The 22,295-nt window shown below is 60.4% G+C and carries 25 protein-coding genes; 7 read left to right on the top strand and 18 right to left on the bottom strand.

All coding sequences use genetic code 11. The features are described 5' to 3' along the window. The first annotated feature begins 139 nt into the window (after nucleotides 1-139). A complete protein-coding gene (gene rpsT, locus TACI_RS03515; protein ID WP_012869452.1) occupies nucleotides 140-418 on the top strand; it encodes a 30S ribosomal protein S20 in 279 nt (92 codons plus the stop codon). Nucleotides 419-490: 72 nt separating this feature from the next. Here rpsT and TACI_RS03510 read toward each other — a convergent pair whose 3' ends face one another. From TACI_RS03510 to TACI_RS03460, 11 genes are all read right to left on the bottom strand, one after another. Next, nucleotides 491-1,408 carry a DNA polymerase III subunit delta gene (locus TACI_RS03510; protein ID WP_012869451.1) on the bottom strand — a complete coding sequence of 306 codons (918 nt, stop codon included), beginning with the start codon at nucleotides 1,406-1,408 and terminating at the stop codon, nucleotides 491-493. Between the two features lies 1 nt (nucleotide 1,409). Then, on the bottom strand, nucleotides 1,410-3,899 hold the full coding sequence (gene leuS, locus TACI_RS03505; RefSeq protein WP_012869450.1) for a leucine--tRNA ligase: 2,490 nt from the start codon (nucleotides 3,897-3,899) through the stop codon (nucleotides 1,410-1,412). Between the two features lie 125 nt (nucleotides 3,900-4,024). Continuing rightward, on the bottom strand, nucleotides 4,025-4,804 hold the full coding sequence (locus TACI_RS03500) for a slipin family protein (RefSeq protein ID WP_012869449.1): 780 nt from the start codon (nucleotides 4,802-4,804) through the stop codon (nucleotides 4,025-4,027). Beyond that, nucleotides 4,794-5,111 (bottom strand): NfeD family protein, encoded by a 318-nt coding sequence (locus tag TACI_RS03495; RefSeq protein ID WP_012869448.1) that lies wholly within the window; start codon nucleotides 5,109-5,111, stop codon nucleotides 4,794-4,796. The genes TACI_RS03500 and TACI_RS03495 overlap by 11 nt, the downstream gene beginning before the upstream one ends. Before the next feature lie 36 nt (nucleotides 5,112-5,147). After that, the gene (radA, locus tag TACI_RS03490; RefSeq protein ID WP_012869447.1) at nucleotides 5,148-6,500 is read right to left on the bottom strand and encodes a DNA repair protein RadA; all 1,353 of its coding nucleotides are present in this window, start codon (nucleotides 6,498-6,500) and stop codon (nucleotides 5,148-5,150) included. 1 nt (nucleotide 6,501) lies between these two features. Beyond that, nucleotides 6,502-7,281: a PHP domain-containing protein gene (locus tag TACI_RS03485; protein WP_012869446.1), complete on the bottom strand. Its 780-nt coding sequence runs from the start codon at nucleotides 7,279-7,281 to the stop codon at nucleotides 6,502-6,504. Beyond that, entirely contained in the window at nucleotides 7,281-7,616 is a 336-nt protein-coding gene (locus tag TACI_RS03480; protein WP_012869445.1) for a hypothetical protein, read from the bottom strand. Before TACI_RS03480 ends, TACI_RS03485 begins: the two co-directional genes overlap by 1 nt. Nucleotides 7,617-7,623: 7 nt before the next feature. Then, nucleotides 7,624-8,937, bottom strand: coding sequence for a [Fe-Fe] hydrogenase large subunit C-terminal domain-containing protein (locus TACI_RS03475; protein ID WP_242601150.1), 1,314 nt, complete (start codon nucleotides 8,935-8,937; stop codon nucleotides 7,624-7,626). A gap of 36 nt (nucleotides 8,938-8,973) precedes the next feature. Then, nucleotides 8,974-9,402 carry an ATP-binding protein gene (locus TACI_RS03470; protein ID WP_012869443.1) on the bottom strand — a complete coding sequence of 143 codons (429 nt, stop codon included), beginning with the start codon at nucleotides 9,400-9,402 and terminating at the stop codon, nucleotides 8,974-8,976. 6 nt (nucleotides 9,403-9,408) lie between these two features. Then, nucleotides 9,409-9,771 carry a DRTGG domain-containing protein gene (locus TACI_RS03465; protein WP_012869442.1) on the bottom strand — a complete coding sequence of 121 codons (363 nt, stop codon included), beginning with the start codon at nucleotides 9,769-9,771 and terminating at the stop codon, nucleotides 9,409-9,411. Between the two features lie 88 nt (nucleotides 9,772-9,859). Continuing rightward, nucleotides 9,860-11,065 (bottom strand): hypothetical protein, encoded by a 1,206-nt coding sequence (locus TACI_RS03460; RefSeq protein WP_012869441.1) that lies wholly within the window; start codon nucleotides 11,063-11,065, stop codon nucleotides 9,860-9,862. Nucleotides 11,066-11,136: 71 nt separating this feature from the next. On the opposite strand from TACI_RS03460, the gene TACI_RS03455 reads away from it, so the two are divergent. Beyond that, nucleotides 11,137-12,531, top strand: a complete 1,395-nt coding sequence (locus TACI_RS03455; RefSeq protein WP_012869440.1) for a sodium:solute symporter family protein — start codon at nucleotides 11,137-11,139, stop codon at nucleotides 12,529-12,531. Here TACI_RS03455 and TACI_RS03450 read toward each other — a convergent pair. Beyond that, a complete protein-coding gene (locus TACI_RS03450; protein WP_012869439.1) occupies nucleotides 12,519-13,013 on the bottom strand; it encodes an adenosine-specific kinase in 495 nt (164 codons plus the stop codon). The genes TACI_RS03455 and TACI_RS03450 overlap by 13 nt on opposite strands. Nucleotides 13,014-13,203: 190 nt before the next feature. Here TACI_RS03450 and TACI_RS03445 point away from each other — a divergent pair, with 190 nt between their 5' ends. From TACI_RS03445 to TACI_RS03430, 4 genes are read left to right on the top strand one after another with little or no spacing between them, the layout of a single operon-like run. Further along, nucleotides 13,204-14,088, top strand: a complete 885-nt coding sequence (locus tag TACI_RS03445) for a branched-chain amino acid ABC transporter permease (protein ID WP_012869438.1) — start codon at nucleotides 13,204-13,206, stop codon at nucleotides 14,086-14,088. 10 nt (nucleotides 14,089-14,098) lie between these two features. Beyond that, nucleotides 14,099-14,971: a branched-chain amino acid ABC transporter permease gene (locus TACI_RS03440; RefSeq protein ID WP_012869437.1), complete on the top strand. Its 873-nt coding sequence runs from the start codon at nucleotides 14,099-14,101 to the stop codon at nucleotides 14,969-14,971. Between the two features lie 4 nt (nucleotides 14,972-14,975). Next, nucleotides 14,976-15,743 (top strand): ABC transporter ATP-binding protein, encoded by a 768-nt coding sequence (locus TACI_RS03435; RefSeq protein ID WP_012869436.1) that lies wholly within the window; start codon nucleotides 14,976-14,978, stop codon nucleotides 15,741-15,743. Between the two features lie 5 nt (nucleotides 15,744-15,748). Further along, entirely contained in the window at nucleotides 15,749-16,483 is a 735-nt protein-coding gene (locus tag TACI_RS03430) for an ABC transporter ATP-binding protein (RefSeq protein WP_012869435.1), read from the top strand. Between the two features lie 105 nt (nucleotides 16,484-16,588). On the opposite strand, the gene TACI_RS03425 is transcribed toward TACI_RS03430, so the two are convergent. Further along, on the bottom strand, nucleotides 16,589-17,029 hold the full coding sequence (locus TACI_RS03425) for an OmpH/Skp family outer membrane protein (RefSeq protein ID WP_012869434.1): 441 nt from the start codon (nucleotides 17,027-17,029) through the stop codon (nucleotides 16,589-16,591). Between the two features lie 127 nt (nucleotides 17,030-17,156). Between TACI_RS03425 and TACI_RS03420 the strand changes: the two genes are divergently transcribed. After that, a complete protein-coding gene (locus tag TACI_RS03420) occupies nucleotides 17,157-17,372 on the top strand; it encodes a putative Se/S carrier protein (protein WP_012869433.1) in 216 nt (71 codons plus the stop codon). A 27-nt stretch (nucleotides 17,373-17,399) separates the two neighbouring features. Here TACI_RS03420 and pseC read toward each other — a convergent pair whose 3' ends face one another. The 5 genes from pseC to TACI_RS03395 form a co-directional block, all read right to left on the bottom strand. Further along, nucleotides 17,400-18,524: a UDP-4-amino-4,6-dideoxy-N-acetyl-beta-L-altrosamine transaminase gene (pseC, locus tag TACI_RS03415; RefSeq protein ID WP_012869432.1), complete on the bottom strand. Its 1,125-nt coding sequence runs from the start codon at nucleotides 18,522-18,524 to the stop codon at nucleotides 17,400-17,402. A 5-nt stretch (nucleotides 18,525-18,529) separates the two neighbouring features. Next, complete coding sequence (gene pseB, locus TACI_RS03410; protein WP_479725381.1) at nucleotides 18,530-19,540, bottom strand: UDP-N-acetylglucosamine 4,6-dehydratase (inverting); 1,011 nt, start codon at nucleotides 19,538-19,540, stop codon at nucleotides 18,530-18,532. Between the two features lie 14 nt (nucleotides 19,541-19,554). Beyond that, nucleotides 19,555-20,814, bottom strand: a complete 1,260-nt coding sequence (locus TACI_RS03405) for an aminotransferase class III-fold pyridoxal phosphate-dependent enzyme (protein WP_242601149.1) — start codon at nucleotides 20,812-20,814, stop codon at nucleotides 19,555-19,557. A 52-nt stretch (nucleotides 20,815-20,866) separates the two neighbouring features. After that, a complete protein-coding gene (locus TACI_RS03400) occupies nucleotides 20,867-21,661 on the bottom strand; it encodes a cytidylyltransferase domain-containing protein (RefSeq protein ID WP_012869429.1) in 795 nt (264 codons plus the stop codon). Between the two features lie 133 nt (nucleotides 21,662-21,794). Continuing rightward, complete coding sequence (locus TACI_RS03395; RefSeq protein WP_012869428.1) at nucleotides 21,795-22,295, bottom strand: GNAT family N-acetyltransferase; 501 nt, start codon at nucleotides 22,293-22,295, stop codon at nucleotides 21,795-21,797.

Here is a 22,295-nt window from a genome sequence, read left to right as displayed (position 1 = left end):
GGAATACCTGGCCATAACGGCCAGTTGCATCTATAATAACCCATGCGCCGTGGGAATCGGAGGGGCTCGATCATCGCCCTTGCGGCCATGACGATGACTATGATATGATGTCCAACGTTTGAAAAAAGGAGGTGACGGTATGCCGAACAAGAAGTCCGCAGCCAAGAGGGTCCTGGTGGCCGAGAGGAACCGCCTATACAACCGGTTCTGGAAGACCCGCTGCAAGAACGCCATCAAGAAGGTCCTTGAGGCGGTACAGAGCAAGGACGTGGATATGGCCAAGAAGCGCCTCGACGAGGCCCAGAAGGTGCTCGACAAGGCGGTGGTCAAGGGGGTCATTCACCGGAACACCGCGGCCCGGCGGAAGTCGGGCGTCGCCGCCAAGGTTCACGCCCTCGTCAAGGGCGCCCAGGTTTAAGATCCGTAACGTCAATCGCTAGATCAGGTCCCCTACGATCCCCAGAGGATGGAAGGGGACCTTGTTCTGTTCCTATCTCCTTCCCCTCGACGAGTTGAGAAGGCCAAAAACCGCCATATCGAACCGGGCCCAGCCGGCCCCCAGCCCCATCTTCTCCATCACGTTGATCCTTATGAGCTCCCATACGAAATCCCTCAAGGCCGCCAGCGGGTAGGCCTCCACCGCCCTCATGGCCATCTTCATGGCATAGGGCCTGGGGGATAGGTTCCGGTTCACCCACCCCTCACCGAAGCGGTGGGCGTAAAAGGCAAGCCTGAACCGGTTGTAGGTGGCGGACACCAGCGGAAGAAGGTCCTGATCCCGCTTCAGGGCCTCCAAGGTCTTGATGGCCTCCACATCCCGCCGGGCGCACAAGAGGTCCAGGAACGACACCAGGTTTCGCTGACCGTCCCCCAGGCAGAGGGATCTCACGTCCTCCAGCGACACCGCACGTCCCAGCATGCTCAGCTTCCGAAGCTCACCGGATATCTCCTCCCGGTCCTCGAAGGCGTCGGATATGAAGGCCAGGCCATCGGAGGATATCGAAAGCCCCAGTCCCCTGGCCTGGTTCTCGATCCAGCGGATCCTGTCCCGGCCGAACCGGGGCAGGGGCTCGTCCCGGTAAACCGAGACCCTGCCCTTCAGCTCCCCCTGGGACAGCTCCTTGGGGAGCTGATTAACCGCCAGGAGCACCACGTTGTCCGCCTCGGGCCCCTCCAAAAGGGGCGTCATGTGGAGGGGAAAGGGGCCCAGATCCCCCTCCACCTCAACCAGGACGAAGGAGCGCTCGGCGAATAGCCCACAGGAGCTGTTATCCCCCAGGAGGTCCGACCAGCTCTGGTAGGACCTCCTGGTCACCTCCTGTCCCGGGGCCCCCAGGTCCTCGAGGGCCCTCTGTACGAGACCCTTTATAGACGATGGCTCCCCTAACAACAGCACCAGGTGAGGCAACTTAGGGCTTCACCACCACGTTCACCAGCTTGTCGGGCACCGCTATGACCTTCAATATCTCCTTGCCCTCCAGCCTCTTGGCCACCGCAGGATCCGACAACACCCTCTCCGCCAGCTGATCCTTGGAGAGCCCCGCGGGAACCTTGAGCTGCTCCCGGACCTTGCCGTTCTCCTGGAAGACCACGGTCACGTCCTCCATCTCGAGGGCCTTGGGATCCGCCTTGGGCCAGCCGCACAGGGACACCAGCCCATTCTTGCCGAGCATGCTCCAGAGCTCCTCGCACACGTGGGGGGTGAAGGGGGCCAGGCAGAGAACCAGGGACTCGACCCCCTCCCGGAGCACGCTCCACCCCTCCGGGCTGGAGGGCTTGAGGCTCTGGAGGGAGTTGCAGAGCTCCATCAGGCTCGCCACAGCGGTGTTGAACTGCCTCTCCTTGGATATGTCCCGGGTCACCTTGTCTATGGTCCTGTGGATCTGTCGCTTCACGTCCCGGAGGGCCTTATCCCCTATGGAGTCCACGTCCATGGGGGACGGGGCGGACATGAGCCCCTCCAGGTTCTCCTCCACCAGCCGGAAGACCCGGCTCAGGAACCGATGGGCCCCCTCAACCCCTTTGTCGGACCAGTCCAGGTCCTTCTCCGGCGGGGCGGCGAAGAGGATGAAGAGCCTGGCGGTGTCCGCCCCGTAGCGGCGGATTATCTCGTCGGGATCCACCACGTTGCCCTTGGACTTGGACATCTTGGAGCCGTCCTTTATCACCATCCCCTGGGTGAGCAGGTTGGTGAAGGGCTCCCGGAGGTCCTTGGGCAGAAGCCCCAGGTCCGAGCAGACCTTGGTGAAGAACCGGGCGTAGATTAGGTGCAGGCACGCGTGCTCTATGCCGCCTATGTACTGATCCACCGGCATCCAGTAGGACACATCATCGAAGTCGAACGGGGCATCCTTGCTCGAGGGGGAGGTGTACCGGAGGAAGTACCAGGAGGAACAGATGAAGGTGTCCATGGTATCGGTTTCCCGCCTGGCGGGGCCACCGCACTTGGGGCAGCTGGTGTTGACCCAGTGACTGGCACCGGGCAGGGGGGATCCACCCCCCTCGAGGACCGTGACGTCCATGGGGAGCTTGACCGGCAGCTCATCCTCCGGCACGGGCACAATGCCGCAGCAGTCGCAGTAGACCACCGGGATGGGGGCCCCCCAGTAGCGCTGACGGGATATGAGCCAGTCCCTGAGGCGGTAGTTGACCTCCCGCTTTCCCCACCGGTTCTCCTCGAACCACAGGGCCATCTTCGATATGGCCTCTCGGGTGGGGAGCCCGTCGAACTGGCCGGAGTTGCACTGTATGCCCTCGTCCTCGAAGGCCCTATCCATGGAAGATCCGTCCGGGATGGGACCGTCCACGGGCCTTATCACCGGCACCACGTCAAGCTGGTACTTCCTGGCGAACTCGAAGTCCCTCTGGTCGTGGGCCGGGACACCCATGATGGCCCCCGTTCCGTAGTCCATGAGGATGTAGTTGGCTATCCAGATGGGGATCTTCCGGCCGTCCACGGGGCTAACGGCGAAGAAGCCCGTATCGAAACCCTCCTTCTCGCCCCCGGCGGCGCACCGCTCGATCTCGTTCTGGCGCATCACCTTCTCGGCGAAGGCGAGCATCTCATCCCCCTTGGGGGATACGGCCGCCAGTTGCCTGACCAGGGGGTTCTCCGCCGCAAGGGCCACGAAGGTGACCCCGAAGATGGTGTCTATCCTGGTGGTGAAGGCCTCCATGGTGAGGTCCGTGCCGTCTATGGCGAAGGAGAGCCGAACCCCCTCGGACCGACCTATCCAGTTTCGTTGCATCATCCTGACCCGCTCGGGCCACCCCTCCAGGGAGTCCAGGCAGTCCAGCAACTCCTGGGCGTAGTCGGTTATCCTCAGGAACCACTGCTCCAGGTTGCGCTTGGTGACCGCGGTGCCGCAGCGCCAGCAATGTCCCCCGTCCACCACCTGCTCGTTGGCCAGGACCGTCTTGCAGGACTCGCACCAGTTAACCGGCGCCTCCTTGCGGTAGGCCAACCCCTTCTTGAAGAACTGCAGGAACAGCCACTGGGTCCAGCGGTAGTAGTCCGGGTTGCAGGTCTCAACCCGGCGGCGCCAATCGTAGCTGCACCCCATCTTCTTCAGCTGGCCAGTCATGTGCTCTATGTTCTTCCAGGTCCACTCCGCCGGCTGGACCCCGAACTTGAGGGCCGCATTCTCCGCAGGCAGGCCGAAGGCGTCGAAGCCCATGGGGTAGAGGACGTTGTAACCGTTCATCCGGAGGAACCGGGCCATCAGGTCTCCGATGGAGTAGTTCCTCAGATGTCCCATGTGCAGGGCCCCGCTGGGGTACGGGAACATCTCAAGACAGTAGAACTTGGGCTTATCCCCACCACGCTCCACGTGGAAGGCGCCGCTCTCCTCCCACACCTTCTGCCACTTGGGCTCTATGGTCCCAAAATCGTAAGCCATACCCCTCGCCTCCATACCTTAGAACTCGTAATGGGCTCCATTATAACCAGCCCCGCCTAAATAGCAAAAGGGAGGGATCCGGGATCCCCCCTGATGGCACATGGTCTGATGCACTGCAAGGCCGGTCAGGATCCCTTCCTCTCCAGGAAAGGCCTGAGCAGGTCGATGGGCACCGGAAAGAGGGTGGTGGAGTTCTTCTCGCTGGCCACCTCCCTCAGGGTCTGCAGGTACCTGAGCTGAAGCGTTATGGGGGAGCTCTCCATCACCGAGGCGGCCTCCGAAAGGGCCTTGGCGGCCTGGAGCTCTCCCTCGGCGGCTATGACTTTGGCCCTGCGCTCCCGCTCCGCCTCCGCCTGCTTCGCCATGGCCCGCTTCATCCCCTCCGGGAGCTCCAGTTCCTTGACCTCCACGGCGCTGACCTTGATCCCCCAGGGATCAGTGCGCTCGTCTATTATCTGCTGAAGCTCCATGTTTATCTTGTCCCGAGAGGAGAGCACCTCGTCCAGCTCGGACCTGCCGATCACGGACCTCAGGGTGGTCTGGGAGAGCTGGCTGGTGGCCATGATGTGGTTCTCCACCTCCACCACCGACCGGGAGGGATCCATGACCCGGAAGTAGACCACCGCGTTGACCTTTATGGGCACGTTGTCCTTGGTTATGACCTCCTGGACCGGCACGTCCAGCGTCACCACCCGCAGATCCACCTTGAGGATCCGGTCTATGAGGGGGATCACCACGATCAACCCGGGCCCCTTGGCCCCTATCAGGCGCCCCAGCCGGAAGACCACCGCCCGCTGATACTCGGGCACTATCTTTATCGCCGACGTGGCAAGGACGAGGAGGAGCACCACCCCAAGCAGGCTACCCCCCAGGTCCAGGATCATGCCGATCAGCTCAAACAACATCCGCACCCCCTCCTGTCTTTCCATCCTTCTCGTCATCCGGGCGAACCACCAGCGTCAGCCCTTCCACCCGATCCACCACCACCTGGGATCCCTTGGGTATCGATCCCCCAACCGACCGGGCCTTCCATATCTCTCCGTGGCAGAATACGGTCCCTCGGGGGGACAGGTCCGTCAGCGCCAGGGCGCTGGAGCCCTCCATCCCCTCCTTGCCGAAGGACGGCTTCTGCCTTAGCGCCTTGGCGGACAGGACCACCACCACAACCCCAAGGGCCAAAAAACCCAACCAGACCTCCACCGGGTAGTCCAACTCGAGGAATCCCCCTTTCGAAGGGCAAAACGGCCATCAGCCCAGCACTAGCTTGACCATCTCCCTCACGTTCCTAACCGGTATGATATCATCCCTTGAACAGTCTAAACCATCGGCCTTCAGGTCCTTGGCGCTCACCACGAACCTCCTAAAACCGAAGCGCTCCGCCTCCCTGACCCGCTGGGCCATCCTGGGAACCGGCCGGACCTCCCCCGCCAGCCCCACCTCACCGATGAAGCAAGCCTTCATGTCCAGGGGCACGTCCTCCACGGAGCTGGCTATGGCGGCGCAGACCGCCAGGTCCACTGCGGGATCCTGGATCGCCAGCCCCCCCGCCACGTTCAGGTACACGTCGCTGGTCCTGAGGGACATGCCACATCGACGATCCATGACCGCCATGAGCAACTGAAGCCTGTTCAGCTCTATACCCTTTGAGGCCCTCTTGGGATAGGGGTATGGGGACTGACAGGTGAGGGCCTGGATCTCGGACAGGATGGGCCTTGAGCCCTCCATGGGGACCCCCATGGCCACCCCCGCCACCCCCTCGTCCTCGCCCCAGAATAGGGCGCTGGGATCCGATACGGGCACGAGACCTCGCTCGCACATCTGGAAGATCCCGAGCTCCTCGGTGCCACCGAAGCGATTCTTCTCCGCCCTCAGCAGCCGGTTCCTGGAGGTGCGCTCCCCGAAGAAGACCAGGACCACGTCCACCAGGTGCTCCAGCGCCTTCGGGCCCGCGATGGCTCCCTGCTTGGTTATGTGGCCTATCATGACCGCCGAGGCCCCGGTACGTTTGGCAAAGCCTATGACGTTCTCCGCCACCGCCCTCACCTGGTTGGGCGAGCCGGGCCACCCGGAGGCATCGGGATGTCTCAGCGCCTGGACGCTGTCCACCACCAGGAGCTCCGCCCCGTGGGCCTCCGCGGCCCCTATGGCTTTCATGACGTCATCGCACACCAGGACCTTGAAGTTCTCCCCCAAGGTTAACTGCAACCTCTTAGCCCTGGAGGCTATCTGGGACGGGGTCTCCTCTCCGGAGACATAGACCACTTTGGTGCCCCCCTGGGCCACGGCGGAACAGGACTGCAACAGAAGGGTTGACTTCCCCACCCCCGGCTCGCCCCCCAGGAGCACCACCCCACCGGGGAGCCAGCCGCCCCCCAGAACCAGGTCCAGGTCCGGAAGGCCGCTCAGGATCCGCCTCTCCGGCGGCGCCTCCTCAAGGGTGACCAGCTTGGGTAGCCCCCCGGAAGGGGCGGACGAGACGGGCAGGATCTCCTCTCTCTCCATGGTACCCCAGGAACCACAGGAGGGGCATCGCCCCACCAGGGTGAGGCTCACGAAGTCGCAGTTGGAGCACCGGTATCGGGAAGAGGTCTTGGGCGCCAACCTACCTCACCTCCAAATCCGACGGGAACCTGTAGGGGGCCAGGATACCCCTGCCCTCCTGCCCCTTGAGGGCCAGGCGCAGCTCCGGAAAGGACAGGTCCCCCATGAGAAAGGTGGTGCACCGCTGGGCGGAGAGGTGCGACAGGCAATGGGAGTCCGAGGACCGGAGGAAAGGAAGGTGCGGCAGGGACCGCCTTATGCGCTCCGCCTCCTGGTCTGAGGCCCTCCAGGATATCTCTATGGCGTCCACCGGAAGATCTGGAGGGATGGGCCCCAAGACCGCCGGGTAGGAGAAGGAGGGACGGTCCACGTGGGACAGGATGGTGATGCCACCACGCTGCCTCACCTCCAGGAGGACCTGGTCCACCCCGGCCCGGATCCCCTGTACCAGGAGGGTGTCCACCTGGTCCAAGATGTTGCCCTCCTTGTCCACCACCAGCTGGTAACCGAAAACGTCCGGATCGTTGGCCACCGGGTTCAGCAGGTTCCAGGTCCAGCCCTGGAAATCCATGGCGGAGCCCAGGGTTGGGAAGAGGCACACCACGTGGATGTCCTCCTCGGTCTGGACCTCGCAACCGGGTATAACCCAGAGGCCAAGTTCCTGGGCGGCCTCGATCAGGCCCGCCGCGTTGGCGCAGGCGTTGTGGTCCGTCAGGGCAAGTCCGTCCAGGCCAACCTCCGCCGCCCGCCGGGCGATGTCGCTCAGGCCCATCTCCAGCTCCCCGCAGGGGGAGAGGACCGAATGAACGTGAAGGTCCAGTTTGAAAGGTCTAAGCCCCATCAACCCTCTATCCCAAGATTACCCAGCCGGGAGCAGACCTCGAAGATGGAGAGGGGGGTCGAGACGAGGCATATGCCCTCCTTCAAGCAACGCTCCACCAGGTCCGGGGCGGGCTCCCGGTCCGACGCCAGGATCACCAGGGGCATCTCCTTCAGCACCGCCACCGCCGCCACGTTGACGTGGGTCTGGATGGTGACCCAGCAGGAGCCCTCGGGGGCAGCCCCCATCACGTGGCTTAGGAGATCCCCCGCCACCCCGCGGTAGACGTCCTCATCCGGCCTACCCTCCGCGTGTAGCCGGCAGTCCAGGTGATCTATCAATTCCTTGACCTTCAAAGGCGGATCAGCTCCTTCCCTTCATGGTGTGGGGAACGCTCTTGGAGAGGGCGGCTATCCTCCCCGCCAGGTCCGATATCTCGTCCCGGAGCTTGAATATGCAGTCGGTGATCTCCCCCTCTCCCCGGACTATGTCCTCCGCCATGGCATTGCAAGAGGGGCGCCCACAGGAGCCGCAGTCTATGTGGGGCAGCTGGGCGTAGATGGCCTTCATCTCCTTCAGCTTGGCCATTGCCTCGGTCAGATCCTGGGATAGCGGGAGCCTGGGCCTGGGTTGCACCGGCATCTCAAGGGCCCAGGTGCCCCGATCGTACAGGGCGGCTATCTCCTCCCTCTCCTCCGGGGAGATGTCCCAGGGGGCCGACAGGGGCTGGAGCCTAAGGCTGGCAAGGAAACGGGACTCCGCGTTCGCTATGCCGCCTATGCACCCCAGGTCGCACACCCGGCACTCCACGAAGTCCACCCCCGACAACCTCCCCAGCTCCAGGTCCTGAAGCAGGTCCAGGGTATTCCTAAGGCCCGACACCGCCAGGGTGACTATGGGCTTCGAGGAGAAGGCCCTAACGTGCCGGGCCTCGCCGCCCCGGAGGGCCCACTTGAGCCACCTCTTGTTGGTGGGATCCGGCAGGTTGTCCGCCACCTGGGGGCCCGCCGCCAGGAGCTGTCGTGTGACCTTGCGGACCGACACCACGTGCTGGAAGGGGCTACTGGATCGGGACACGGGGCACCGGACCAGGGTTATCTTTGACGGGCACGGGGCCAGCAGGGTTATGGGATCCCGTCTTCCGGTCTCCATCCGCCATAGGTCCCCCATTATGTCCAGGGGGTTCTGGACCGTCACCAGTCGGCCGATGAGCTCCGGGAACCTGACCTGGATGAGGCGCACCACCGACGGGCAGTAGGTGGATATTAAGGGTAGCTGCTCCCGGGAGGCCATCTCAATAGACTTGGCCACCGCGTAGGCAGCCAGGTCGAAGGCCCTGGGGGCCTGATCCACTATCATGTCCAACCCCCACTCCCTAAGGCACTGGATGACCATGGAGGGATGCCAATAGGCCCCGAACTGGGCGAAGAACGTGGGGTCCACCGCCAGGATGCCCGGCGTGTGGGACTTTATGATGTCCCAGTCGTCCTCCTCCAGCCCCAAGGCCTTCTTCCCGCAGGTGCGGAGACACTCGCCGCAGTCTATGCAGAGGTCCTTGAGGATCCGTATTGACCCGTCCACCACCCGGATGGCCTCGGTGGGACAGGACTTGAGGCAGTTCACGCACCCCTTACAGGCGGATTCGAATATCCTTACGCTGTGAGACAAGAGGACCACCCCTCGGCTTCGTATGAGTCGATTATACAACCCCCGCTAGGCGCTGAAGGCGATCACCGACCGGACCGTGGTCCCCCTGCCCACCTCCGTCTGGATCTCGAAGATGTCGGAGTTCTTACGGATGTTGGGGAGCCCCATCCCGGCGCCAAAGCCCATCTCCCTTATGTGGTCCGGGGCGGTGGACCACCCCTCCTGGAGGGCCTTCTCCACGTCCGGTATGCCGGGCCCCTGGTCTATGGCCAGGATCTCCAGCTTGTCCGGGTATATCATGGCCTTCAGCGTGCCGCCTCCCGCGTGGATCACCAGGTTCATCTCCATCTCATAAGTCACCACCGCAGCCCTCCTGCATATGGGGGAAGGGACCCCCAACATTTTAAGGGTCTCCTTGATGTTGTTCGATGCCTCCCCGGCGGCCAGAAAGTCATCCCCCTCCACGCTGTACTCCAAGCTGACCGGCACGTCCACCGCTGATTAATCCCCCTCGCTGGGAAGGTGGCAGGCGGGCAGCCCCTTGGCATAGAGCTCGCCACAGACCATGTACATGCTGTGACCGCAGAGAACTATGGGTATGCCGCTGGACTCCGCCAGCTTGACCGTGTCGTCCTGGGGGGCTTTGCCCCTCACGAAGATCACACCGCAGAGGTCCAGCATCTGGGCGGTCCTCACTATCTGAATGTTGGTGAGTCCCGTTATCAGAAGGGCCCCGGGGCTGCAGAAGGCCAGCACATCGCTCATGAGGTCCGATGCGTAGGCGGAACCGACCTCCTGGTCAAGCCTGTCCTCACAGCAAAGGACCCTGCCATCGATCGCCTCCACGATATCCCTCAGCTTCATTGGACAACAACTCCTCCCGGCTTAGCGTCTCTCAACAAAGGAATGGGCACTTGAGAAAAGGTTAACAAAAGACCGCCCTTAAAACAAGTCACTCCTCCACCGAATTTGACGTTATGGACAGGGTACTATGGAGGCTAGGGGCCTTTCCGCTCACCCGGATGACCCCGAAGGTCCTTTTTAGGGGCCTGTGGGTTACGGGATTGATGCTTAGCATCTCCCCCAGCAGGGGGACCTCCCTGGTGGAGGCCAGGTGGGAGACCAGTACGTCCGCCCGATTGGTCCCCGCGGTTTCGTGGGCCCTTATCACCCAAACCCCCATGGCGTAGGACTTGCCGGCCATCACCAGGTCCCGGACCTCCCGGCGGGTGGTCCTTATTATCTTCCACCGGAGATCGTTGAGCTCCTTGGTCCTGCTGGCCAGGAGGAGGTCACCGTCCACGTAGAGGAGGCCGTCCGCTTCCTTGAGGATCTGGTGGTTCGGGGGCGCGGCGTGCCATATCTCCACCGGTAGCTTGTAGGACTTGGCGGTCCTCCAGAGGGACACGGAGGACAGGGAGTCCAGCCAACTTACGATCACCACAGCCCCATCGGCGGAGGCTTCCGCCAGCCTGTAGCGGAAGTTGACGTCCCCTCGCCCCATGAGCCAGAAGGTCCTCAACCCCCGGAAGCGGCCGGACAGCAGGCGATAGGTGGCCTCGGTTCCGCTTTCCATGTCGGGGTCGTACCTGTCGGAAATTATGGCAGGCTTCAGGTTTCCCCTGGTGGCCAACTGGGCCAGGGCGTTTGCCCGGTAGTTCCTGAAGAATCCGAGGGAGAACAGATACCGCCAGGGGGGGCCGGAGGGGGACCGGAGGGAGATATCCTCCCCATCGGATAGGATCAGGGAAGGCCCCCTCTCCCTGCAGGCCCGAATCAGGGCCTCCATTATGGGCCCCTGGTCGAAGCAGAGTATCACCCCGACCCCAATGGCCCTCCATATCTGGAGCCGCTTCAGCGCGTCCTCGGGGCCGTTCAGGTTGGGGTACATGAAGACCACGTCCCTGCCGTGCACCCCCCCGTGCCTAAGAGACACCTCCATCTCGGCGGTGCGCAGCGCCCACTTCACCGAGTCCCCCTCGGGGGAGCCCCAGCCCCCCTTGGGGGGTATCACCACCACCGGCCATCCCCAACCCTCCTTGAGGGCCGTCAGATCCTCCCCGCTGGTCCCCATGGAAGGGTCAGCCAGGACCACCAGGAACAAGGGGACCAGGAGCCATACGGCAAGCAGTTTAGATAACGTAATTTTCTGCATCATAGAAAATCTCCCCGCTTCATGGTGAATATCCTCATGTGGAGTATGATACCCCACATGAGGGAGGTATGAAGATGACCCTTTTCCTTTTCGGCGTTCTCCTGGTGTTGGTTTCGTTCGCCCTCATCGGCAAGCTATCCTCCCGGGGGGTCAAGAGGGCGGAGGAGTTCACCGTGGCGGGACGCAAGGCCTCCGCCTGGTCGGTGGTGGGGATACTGCTGGGGGCCCTGGTGGGTGGGGCCTCCACGGTGGGGACCGCTCAGATGGCCTACATGTGGGGGATATCCGCCATATGGTTCACCTTGGGGGCCGGCATAGGCTGTCTCCTTCTGGCGGTCACGCTGGCCAAGCCCCTTCGGCGGGGCGGCAAGGAGACCATAATTCAGATAATCCAGGGGGCCTTCGGCCGCAGGGTGGCCTTCACGGTGCTGATCTCGTCGGTGGTGGGCACCTTCCTCTCGGTGGTGTCCCAGTTCCTCTCCGGGGCTGCCCTGGTGGCCACGGTGGTCAACCTGAGGCCCCAGGTTTCCCTCGGGATCATGGCCCTCCTGGTACTGGCCTTCATAGCCTCCGGGGGGATCAAGAGCTACGGGGCCCTGGGGAAGGCCAAGCTGGTCCTGCTTTACATCCTGATGGGCCTTTGCGCCATCAAGGCGGTCTCCACCGGGGAGACCCCGGTCAAGATATTCGGGACCCTTCCCTCGACCCCCTACTTCAACCCCTTCGGGAGGGGGATAGCGAAGGATCTCGGGTCCCTTGTGGCCCTGATCGTGGGGGTCTTCTCCACCCAGATATACGTTCAGTCCATCCTGGCCGCCCGTGACGAGGCCACCGCCAGGAGGGGGGCTTTGCTGTCCGCTTTCCTGATGCCTCCCCTGGGTCTCATGGGCATATGGGTTGGGCTGTCGTTAAGGAGCGCTGGGGTTGAGATCGAGCCCTCCCAGGCGCTGCCATGGTTCGTGGTTCACCACTTCAGCCCCCTGGTGGGGGGCATCCTGTGGTCGGCGCTGCTCATAACCACCGTGGGGTGCGCCGCAGGGCTGGTGCTAGGCATAGGGACCAACGTGGCCAGGGACTTCATATCCCCGCTTATCAGACGTGCCATGACATCCCGGGGGATGAACCCCTCTGGATGGGAGGTAACGGTGCTGAGGGGGTCGATCCTGTCGGTGGTCCTGCTGGCTTTGGGGGTGGCGCTCGACAGCCGGGACGGCACCATCCTGAACTGGGGGTACCTTAGCATGGGACTCAGGGGGTCCGGCACGTTCTTCCCATTGATAGGGGCGGTCCTGTTCCCCCGGAGGCTTTCCCCCCGGTGGGCCCTGGTCTCCTCCTCGGGGGGGCTCTTGGGGACCCTGTTTTGGGGGATGATGGACATGAAGGGCGAACCCCTATACGCGGGGCTCGCCCTGTCGATGGCGGGTCTTATGTTAGGGCTTGCGTCCTCCCGGGGATCTCAGCGCTTGTAGCCGATAATGTCCCTCAAGAGGTACCTTCTGGACTTGACGTGCTCCTCGGACTCGACCCCCTTGGGGGGGAACCCGTCTATGACTCCCAGCACTCCCCTTCCCTGGTCGCTGACGGCCACCACCACCTGGAGGGGGTTGGCGGTGGCGGCGTAGATGCTGCACACCTCCTGGACCGACTTGATCCGGTCCATCACGTTGATCGGGTAGCCGTTCCGGAGCACCACCACGAAGACGTGCCCCGCCCCTATGGCCAGGGCGTTGGATACCGCTGCCTCGATGAGGTCCTCCCTGTTGCCATCCCTTCTGACCAGGCACTCACCGGAGGCCTCGCAGAAGGCTATGCCGAACTCCAACGACGGGGAGGAGGTGACCAGCGCCTCGTAGAGGTCCTCCACCGTCTTTATGAAGTGGCTCTGTCCAACTATCACGTTACATCCATCGGGCACGTTGACCTTGACCAAAGAAAGGCTCACATCGGACATACCTTCACCCCCTTGAGCCTCATTTTACCATCTCCAAAGTGGGCTTATCGTCCTAAAGGTTAACGGCAAAACAAGGATAAGTGAACTAATTTTCTGATATACTTTATTCGCGCCTGGGGCGCGATCAAGCCAGGGAGGTGGTCTTGTTGTATCGGTACGGTCTCATCTCTAGGACTGAGGGGTGTTGCGCATGGGCGGCACGGTAGTTCAGCAGATCATAAACGGTCTGTCCCTGGGGTCTGTGTATGCCCTGATAGCGGTGGGTTACTCGTTGGTTTACTCCATACTTCTTTTCTCCAACTTCGCCCACGGGGGCTTTTTGGTCATCGGGGGTTACACCTGTTACTACGCGTTGAACTCCATGGGGGTCAACATATGGGTGGCGGGGGCCCTGTCGCTGTTGGCTGGGGGTCTTTCTGCGGTGTTGACCGAGAAGATCGCCTACAAGCCCATTCGGGAAAGGACGTCGGTGACCTTGTATCTCCTCATCGCCTCCATGGGGATGAGCATAGTGATCGAGAACCTGTTCGTGGTAACCGTGGGGGGCCGTTTCAGGGCGCTACCGCCGGTGATCCCCACGAACCCGGTCAACTTCTTCGGCATAGCCACCACCAGCGCGTTCGACATAATATCCCTGGTCACCGCGGTGGTGTGTCTGACGGGGCTTCAGCTGTTCCTCTCGAAGACCAAGTGGGGGCTAGCCATAAGGGCCGCGTCCTACAACCTTAGAACCGCAGGTCTCATGGGGGTCAACGTGAGCCTCCTGATATCCATAGTCTTCTTCGTGGCGGGCCTGTTGGCCTCCATCGGGGGGATCTTCCTTTCGGTCCGCTACACCCTGTATCCTCAGCTGGGGATCATAACCATAAAGGCCTTCGTGGCGGCGGTCATCGGGGGTCTTGGGAGCCTTCCCGGGGCGGTGGTCGGTAGCCTCATATTGGGCCTGGCGGAGATGTTGACCGCGGGGCTCATATCGAGCCAGTTCAGGGATCTTGTGGTGTTCGCCCTGCTGATCTTCACCCTTCTAATCCGTCCCACCGGGCTGTTCGGAAAGTCCGTTGGGGAGAAAGTGTAGGTGACAAGGCATGGATCAGTACCTACAGGGAATAATCATCCTCCTCTGCATAAACTGCATAGCCGCCATGGGGGTCAGCCTTCTCACCGGCTTCACCGGCATCTTCAGCCTTGGGCATGCGGGCTACATGGCGGTTGGGGCCTACGCGGTGGCGATCCTCACGGTGGAGCACGAGATCCCCTGGGCCCTCGCATTGATAGCCGCGGGACTCTTCGCCGCCCTGTTGGCCTTCGTGGTGGGGGTTCCCACCCTGAAGCTCATGGGGGACTACTATGCCATCGCATCCATAGGCCTTGGTGAGGCCATAAGGCTCATCATCGAGAACTGGCAGTCCGTCACCCGGGGGGCCAGGGGTTACCCGGGAATCGAGGACTTCGTCAGCGCCCCCGTGGCGGTGGGGATAGCCCTGTTGCTGGGCACCTTCATGTTCTTCCTGGTGCAAAGCAACTTCGGCAGGGGTTTCAAGGCCTGTCGGGACGACTACCTGGCCGCCTCCCTTCTGGGCTTCAACACCGCCCGCTATCGGGTACTTTCCCTCACCATATCGGGATTCTACTGCGGAATAGCGGGGGGTATGCTGGCGGGGTTCATGGGGTTCATACAGCCAGTGATGTTCGACATAAACAAGTCCACGGAGCTCACCGCGGTGGTGGTCTTCGGGGGGCTGGGGTCCCTCAGCGGGACGCTGATAGGCACAACGGTCATAACCCTGGTGACCGAGCTCTTCAGGCCCATCTCCCAGTACCGGATGCTGATATACGGCTTGGTGCTGGTGCTGATCATGGTCCTGCGGCCCGAGGGGATAATGGGCCAGCGGGAGCTGAAGAGCGTGATCACCAGCATGTTCAAGCCCAAGAAGACCAGCCCCAAGGAGGTGGCCTAGCCCCATGTCCTTCGTGTTAGAGCTTTCAGGGGTGAGCAAGAACTTCGGCGGAGTCAAGGCGGTCCAGAACATGACCTTCTCGCTGGAGAAGGGGGAGCTGGCGGCCCTGATAGGCCCCAACGGGGCGGGGAAGACCACCATCTTCAACCTGATAACCGGGGTCTACGACGTCTCGGAGGGGAAGATAACCTTTAAGGGGGAGGACATAACCCCCCTCAAGACCTACGAGGTCATAGGCCGTGGTATCGCCAGGACGTTCCAGAACCTGAGGCTCTTTCAGTCCTCGTCGGTGCTGGAGAACGTGATGACCGCCTGCCAGCAGCACTACAAGTACAGCTTCGCCGAGGCCTTCACCCACCTGGGGCGCTGGAGGTCCATGGAGGAGGCCAACCGGAAGCTGAGCATGGAGCTGCTGGACCGGGTCGGGCTGGCGGATCGGGCTCATCAGCTTGCGGGGACCCTGCCCTACGGACTTCAGAGACGGCTTGAGATCGCCCGGGCCCTGTCGCTGAAGCCGGAGCTGTTGCTGCTTGACGAGCCCGCGGCGGGGATGAACCCCGAAGAGGTGGAACAGCTCAACGAGCTCATAGTGGGCATCCACCGGGACTTCGGCCTCACCATCCTGGTGATCGAGCACCACATGGAGCTGGTCATGGCCATATGTCCCCACATAATCTGCATGAACTTCGGCGCCAAGATAGCCGAGGGTGGCCCGGAGGAGATCCAGAGCCATCCGGAGGTCCTAAAGGCCTACCTTGGGGAGGAGGAGTGACAGCCATGAGCCAGGAGCGGACGCCGATCCTTTCTGTGAGGGGCCTTGTGGTGAACTACGGGGCCATAAAGGCCCTTCAGGGAGTTGACCTGGACGTGTATCCCGGGGAGATAGTGGCGGTCATAGGAGCCAACGGGGCGGGCAAATCCACCCTCATGAACGCCGTAATGGGCAGCGTTCCCCGCCAGGGTGGCAAGATATTCCTTGACGGGGAGGAGCTCCCAACCAAGAGCTACCAGGTGGTAACCCGGGGGGTTGCCATATCGCCCGAGGGCAGGAAGGTCTTCGCCCCGCTGACCGTGAAGGAGAACCTGCTTATGGGGGCCTTCCCGCAGAAGTCCGATGAGCAGATAAGGTCCGACATGCGCAAGATCTTCGATCTGTTTCCACGGCTGGAGGAGCGGATGAACCAGTACGCCGGGACCCTCTCCGGGGGAGAGCAACAGATGTTAGCCATAGGCAGGGCGCTCATGGCCCGTCCCAGGGTCCTCTTGCTGGACGAGCCCTCGCTGGGGCTGGCACCGATAATAATCAAGGAGATATTCAAGGAGCTCAAGCGGATCAACGAGGAGATGGGGCTAACGATCCTCATCGTGGAGCAGAACGCCAGGCAGGCGCTGATGCTTTCCCACCGGGCCTACGTGCTCCAGACGGGGCACATGATCATGGAGGGCCCCTCCACGGAGTTGCTCAACGACCCCCACGTGGAGGAGGCCTACCTGGGGGGTAAGAAGAGGTAGGGGGGACCCGAGAGGGTAAGGAACGAGAAGAACAGGAAAAGTGAAGAGGGGGCGGTGGCAACTCCACCGCCCCCTCTTTAGCTAGCGGTTGACCGCCGAGAGGCCTTACTTGGCCGCCTGCTTCTTGACCTCCTGGAGCACGTCATCGGTGATGTCTATGCCCCCGTAGAAGACCGAGTCCTTGGCCACCACAAGGGTTATGCCCTTGTTCTTGCAGACCGTGCGAATGGCGGTGTCGATGTCCTTGAAGATGGGATCCATAAGCTTCTTCTCCTCCGCCGCCGCCTCGCGCCTCTTGGCCTCGAAGATCTGGGCCTTCTTGTTGTTGTCCTTCTCCTTGTCGATGGCGGCCTTCATCTCCGCCTGCTTCTTGTCCATCATGGTCTTTATCTGGTTCTGGGTCTGGTTGAACTTGGGGTGCATGTAGAGGACCTTCTGGGGATCCAGGACACCCACCTTCTCATTAGCCATGGCTACCCCACCTAGAAGGGCCAGAAGCATGGTGGCCACCAACATGACGCCCACAAACCTAAAGTTGAACTTCATCGATCCGACTACCTCCTTCATTTTTATAACCCTGGGACGCAAGGTAAATTTTATACCTACCGCGCCATCCAGTCCACCGGTATAATTACCTAGATGGATCCTAATTGGTCGACCTGGGGGTATTGATTTGGAGTGCATCGCCACCTTTGAGACCACCCACATGGCCCTTCTCTTCGAGCGGACCATGAGGAAAAACGGACTCAACGTCAAGATAGTGCCGGTCCCCCGATCGCTGTCCTCCAGTTGCGGCCTGGCCTGCCGGTACCCCTGCGAGGAGGAGGAGCGGGTAAGATCCATGGTCCAGGAGGGCCAAATAGACGTGTCGGGGTATCATCGGCTGTAAAGCCCCCCGGCGATCCAGGTCCCTCACCTACCCCAGGTAGCTGGATAAAAGCTCCACCACCCTATCCTGCTCATGGTCTTCAAGGGATGGGAACATGGGCAGTGATATGGTCTCCCGGTAATAATTCAAGGCATTGGGCAGATCGTCATCGGGGATCCCGTACAGGTCTTTATAGTAGGGGTGCATGTGAACCGGAAGGTAGTGAACCTGTACCCCCACCCCCTCCCTTCTCAGGGCCTCAAATACATCCCGTCTCCGCTCGGCGGGAACCCTTATGGGGTACAGGTGGTACGAGTGTCCCGGGTGATGAGGCGGGAGCCCCACGGGGGGAACCCCTTTGAGAAGCTCCGCATACCTTCGGGCTATCCTTCGGCGGGCCTGCACAAACCGGTCCAGCTTGGCCAGCTGGGACAGGCCAAGGGCACACTGGATGTCTGTGAGGCGGTAGTTGTACCCCAGATCCACCATCTCGTAGTACCAGGGGCCATCGTTTCGGCTCATCCTGGAGGGATCCCTCTCTACCCCGTGGGATCTGAAGAGACGGAGCCTGCGGGCCAGCTCCTCGTTGTTGGTGGTCACCATGCCGCCCTCAGCGGTGGTTATGTGTTTCACCGGGTGGAAGCTGAATACCGTCATGTCCGCCTGGGCTCCCACCATCCCCCCCTCCCTTGAGGCCCCAAGGGCATGGCAGGCGTCCTCCACCACAATAGCTCCCACGGACCTGGCCACGGCGGTTATCTTGTCCAGCGGGACCGGGTAGCCGGCATAGCTCACCGGGGCTATAACCTTGGTTCTTGGGGAGACCATCTCCTGCAGGCGGTCGGGGTCCATGCACAGCGTTGAGGGATCCACGTCCACGAACCTAACGTGGGCTCCTAGGAACCGGGCGGCGTTCGCGGTTGCCACGAAGGTCATCGGTGACGTGATCACCTGGTCCCCTTTTCCCACCCCAGCGGCGTAGTAGGCTCCATGCAAAGCAGCAGTGCCATTTGAGAACGATACCGCGAACCTAGCCCCCACCTTTTGGGCAAAGGCCTCCTCAAAATCCGCCACGTTGGGTCCCTGGGTAAGCCAATCGCCCCTTAGGACCTTCACCACCGCCGCAACGTCATCGTCGTCGACATACTGCCTTCCATAGGGAATGAAAGCCAATCGGATTACCTCCCAAAGGGGCCCCCCACCAAGGTCCTTATATCCTCGACGGATAGAAACCATGGATTCGACCCCGACTGATACTCAAACCCATCCTCCACCGGTTTACCCGTCTCTCCAAGGGGGTTTATGGAGTAGTCAACCCCCTCCTGGAAGGTTATGGCGGGTTTCACCACAAAATGGTCATGAAATTCCAAAGTATTGAATGCCTCATCTTTGGGGCACAGGACCTCGTGAAGCTTCTCTCCGGGGCGAATACCCACCACCCGCTGGGGAAGCTGCGGGGCCATGGCGGTTGCCAGGTCAACTATTCGCGCGGAGGGAATCTTGGGAACGAAGATCTCCCCTTGCCGCATCCTGGCAAAGGCTTTGAGGACGAAGTCAACTCCTTGCTGAAGGGTTATCCAGAAACGAGTCATCCTCGCATCCGTTATCGGAAGGAACTTGGCTCCCTTTTCAATCATGGACTTGAATACCGGAACCACGGATCCCCTTGATCCAACCACATTGCCATAGCGAACGACCGAAAATCGGGTCCTGTGGGTACCCGCTATGTTGTTGGCGGACACAAATATCTTATCGGAGCAGAGCTTCGTTGCCCCGTATAGGTTTATGGGGTTGGCCGCTTTATCGGTTGAAAGGGCAACCACCTTCTCAACCTCCAGGTCAATGGCCGCCTGGACCACGTTCCAGGCTCCAACAATGTTGGTCTTGATGCACTCCATGGGGTTATACTCAGCGGCCGGGACCTGTTTCAGTGCCGCCGCATGGACCACATAATCTACGTCCCTCATGGCCAAGCGCAAGCGATCGAGGTCCCTCACATCTCCTATAAAGAACCTAAGGAATGGGCAGTCAAAATCCCTCTCCATCTCAGACTGTTTGAGCTCGTCCCTGGAGTATATAACCACCCTTCGGGGCTTGTAGTTATCTAGAATTCGTCGAACAAACGCCTTTCCGAAGGACCCGGTTCCCCCGGTTATAAGGACAGAAGAGCCGTCGAACAATCCGCACACCTCCGTTGCAAAGTTCAGTTAAGTCGCTTGAAACCAACCTGAGACGGCTGCCCATTGAGCGCCTTCTCGATGGTCCCTTCCTCCAGATGGCGCTTCATCTTGGCGAAGACATCTCTGGCGGCAGATAGGTAGGAAGAAACGTGATTCTCATTGTGAGCAAGCGAAGCGTAGAACAGGTTAGAGGCAAGGAAGCCCTTATCCAGCATCTCCTGAACGAAGAAGGCCTTCATGTGCCTTGCAAAAGGTCCGTCGAAGTCCACGTGACTCATGGGATACATACCGCTCACGTGACCGCTCAAGGAGAGATCCGACAAGATGTCCCTCCAGCCATCTTGAACCATCTTACCCACCTTGCAGAGGTGCCTCGAAACATCGAGGGCCCGATGTTTAGATATGGTGGCTAGGGCCGCAACAGGACCCGTTCTCTCCGTCCAACATGTGCTGCTTATGAAGGACCTCTGGGCAGATTCCATGACAGGGGCCTTGCCTATTATGGCACCGATTGGATATCCGTTGCCCATGGCCTTTGAGAACACCGCCATGTCGGGTTTGTATCCGTAGATGAGATGGGCTCCTCCGCTGTTGAGCCGAAAACCGGAGGATATCTCGTCAACAATCAAAACCGCCCCCACATGATCCGCCATCTCCCTAACCGCCGCCACGAAATCCGATGTGGGGTCATCGTTCCTAACCGGTTCAAGGATTATCGCAGCTAGATCGGATCGGTGCTCCTCTACGATTGACTTCAGCTCCTCCACCCTGTTGAACCGGAAGGGTAACGCGGTACCCTCAAGACACCTGGGCACACCACATGGGTCCAAACCAGGTATCAAGTGTTCCCCAAGGGCGTTATCAGCACCGACATTAGCCGCCAGATACCAATCGTGCCAACCGTGATAACCACAGAACGCAACTCGATCCCTTCCGGTATGAGCCCTGGCTATCCTGACTGCCACCGCCATGGCTTCACCGCCAGAGCGGGTGAAGCGGACCATCTGAGCCCATGGGTGCAGGTCACATAGAAGCTCCGCCAGCTCCACCTCCTCCGGGCAGTTCAGGGATGAGACCACCCCGGATCTTATGGCGTCAATAACCGCCCCATCTACATCCGGGTCGGCATAACCGAGTATGCTCGCACCTATGGCAGAGATGCTCATGTCTATATATTCGTTCCCATCCAGATCCCAGACGGTCACGCCTTTAGCCCTTGAGTAATATCCAGGCCAAACTCCCAGACTAAACATATCCGGCCTCTTGGACAGAAGCTGGGTCATCCCCGGTATTAGAGCCCTGCCCCTGCGTTGCATTTCAAGCGATTTATCAATATTAGGCATCATACCCACCCCTCTGTTTCAAAAATTGCGCATCCTCCTCAAGCGACTTCAGATAGCCTTCGTTCCGGACGGCTCCGCTGTTTATACCCTTAAGCTCCTGTTGGGCTTCCAGAAGACGCAAAACATCCTCGCTGGAGAAGTCTGGCCTAAGGGGATACAGGGCCTCGTAGATCTTGCTCACCAACTCGAAGTCCCGTTCGTCATCCACGGTCCACCTCATGTGAGACAGGTTGTCCCCTTTACGCCTTACGTTAACAAGCCTGTACCTATCGGGATGCTTATAAATGAAAGGCGTAACGTGCTCCCGCTCAGAGGGTAGCGTGGCCTCCTCAAAAGCATCCCTCAAAGCGGAAAAAGCCATCACTTCCACATCAAGCCCATCGGGGAACGTCGGCTCTAACGTATTACTCGTATATTGACTTCCACACTTCAAGTGTTCGTCGATGACCAAGTCAATAACCGCGGGATCAGCCAACGGGCAATCGCCGGTGAGGCGAACCACATGATCCGGTGCGTAGGGAAGACATGCCCTGTAGAAGCGATCTAAAACGTCGTTTAGGGACCCCCTATAAACATCTAGGCCGCTTCTCTCGCACAGATCACAAAGCACATCATCGCTCGCGTCCAAGCTAGTGGCCACCACCAGCTGGTCAACCCTGGCAGATCTCTTTATCCTCTCCACCTGCCTCAAGATCATTGGGACACCTAGTATCTCTTTTATTACCTTCCTGGGGAGACGACGGGAACTTACCCTGGCTTGAAGAACCGCTAAAATCACCAGCACCATCTCCAAACATTTCGTTAATATAAATTAACCATCAAATCCCAGCAGACTCGATGTAGCGCTCACCCACTCCCCCATATGGATAGGGACAGGAACGCTCCTTCCCATTCAGAGACATAGGGTAGATAGGACACCCTCAGAGCAGTCTCTCCACGATAAGCTCATCAACGTAAGTCCCGCCACAGATCCTGTGCTCCTTTAGAACTCCAGCCTTGCTGAATCCACATTTCAGAAAGGCTCTTAGCGATCCCACGTTGCCATCGTAAATGCCAGCAAATAATTTCCTCAACCCTAGCTCACATTTTGCGTATGAACAGCAATAATCTATCGCCTTGGTGGCTACCCCTCTGCCCCAATACTCCTTAAGCCCTATAACCAGGCCGAGGTCGCCGTATCGATGTTTCCAATCCACATTACCTATTTTTATGTTTCCCACATGCTTTTCCCCATCATATATTCCGAATAGGAAGTTGTTCCCGCTGTCAACCATCGCACGGACAAATCCTCTGAGATCCTCCTCAGTATAGCTTCGGAAGCGACACTCCAGATACCTAGTTACATCTGGATCGTTCATCCATGCCACGTAGTCTGGGCCAACATCATCTGGAGAGAGAAGCTTGAACTTAACGCTCAACAT

This window comes from Thermanaerovibrio acidaminovorans DSM 6589 (assembly GCF_000024905.1).
In the GTDB taxonomy this organism is placed as follows: domain Bacteria; phylum Synergistota; class Synergistia; order Synergistales; family Synergistaceae; genus Thermanaerovibrio; species Thermanaerovibrio acidaminovorans.
Note: the sequence above shows the minus strand (reverse complement) of the source record. Positions and strands in the feature narration are given on the sequence as shown.

Bases quoted from the DNA above. Each gene is read 5' to 3' on its own strand.
- rpsT (WP_012869452.1), top strand. From the start codon at position 140: ATGCCGAACAAGAAGTCCGCAGCCAAGAGGGTCCTGGTGGCCGAGAGG.
- leuS (WP_012869450.1), bottom strand. From the start codon at position 3,899: ATGGCTTACGATTTTGGGACCATAGAGCCCAAGTGGCAGAAGGTGTGG.
- TACI_RS03500 (WP_012869449.1), bottom strand. From the start codon at position 4,804: ATGTTGTTTGAGCTGATCGGCATGATCCTGGACCTGGGGGGTAGCCTG.
- TACI_RS03485 (WP_012869446.1), bottom strand. From the start codon at position 7,281: ATGGGGCTTAGACCTTTCAAACTGGACCTTCACGTTCATTCGGTCCTC.
- TACI_RS03465 (WP_012869442.1), bottom strand. From the start codon at position 9,771: ATGAAGCTGAGGGATATCGTGGAGGCGATCGATGGCAGGGTCCTTTGC.
- TACI_RS03460 (WP_012869441.1), bottom strand. From the start codon at position 11,065: ATGATGCAGAAAATTACGTTATCTAAACTGCTTGCCGTATGGCTCCTG.
- TACI_RS03455 (WP_012869440.1), top strand. From the start codon at position 11,137: ATGACCCTTTTCCTTTTCGGCGTTCTCCTGGTGTTGGTTTCGTTCGCC.
- TACI_RS03450 (WP_012869439.1), bottom strand. From the start codon at position 13,013: ATGTCCGATGTGAGCCTTTCTTTGGTCAAGGTCAACGTGCCCGATGGA.
- TACI_RS03445 (WP_012869438.1), top strand. From the start codon at position 13,204: ATGGGCGGCACGGTAGTTCAGCAGATCATAAACGGTCTGTCCCTGGGG.
- TACI_RS03440 (WP_012869437.1), top strand. From the start codon at position 14,099: ATGGATCAGTACCTACAGGGAATAATCATCCTCCTCTGCATAAACTGC.
- TACI_RS03435 (WP_012869436.1), top strand. From the start codon at position 14,976: ATGTCCTTCGTGTTAGAGCTTTCAGGGGTGAGCAAGAACTTCGGCGGA.
- TACI_RS03430 (WP_012869435.1), top strand. From the start codon at position 15,749: ATGAGCCAGGAGCGGACGCCGATCCTTTCTGTGAGGGGCCTTGTGGTG.
- TACI_RS03425 (WP_012869434.1), bottom strand. From the start codon at position 17,029: ATGAAGTTCAACTTTAGGTTTGTGGGCGTCATGTTGGTGGCCACCATG.
- TACI_RS03405 (WP_242601149.1), bottom strand. From the start codon at position 20,814: ATGACCCAGCTTCTGTCCAAGAGGCCGGATATGTTTAGTCTGGGAGTT.
- TACI_RS03400 (WP_012869429.1), bottom strand. From the start codon at position 21,661: ATGGTGCTGGTGATTTTAGCGGTTCTTCAAGCCAGGGTAAGTTCCCGT.
- TACI_RS03395 (WP_012869428.1), bottom strand. From the start codon at position 22,295: ATGTTGAGCGTTAAGTTCAAGCTTCTCTCTCCAGATGATGTTGGCCCA.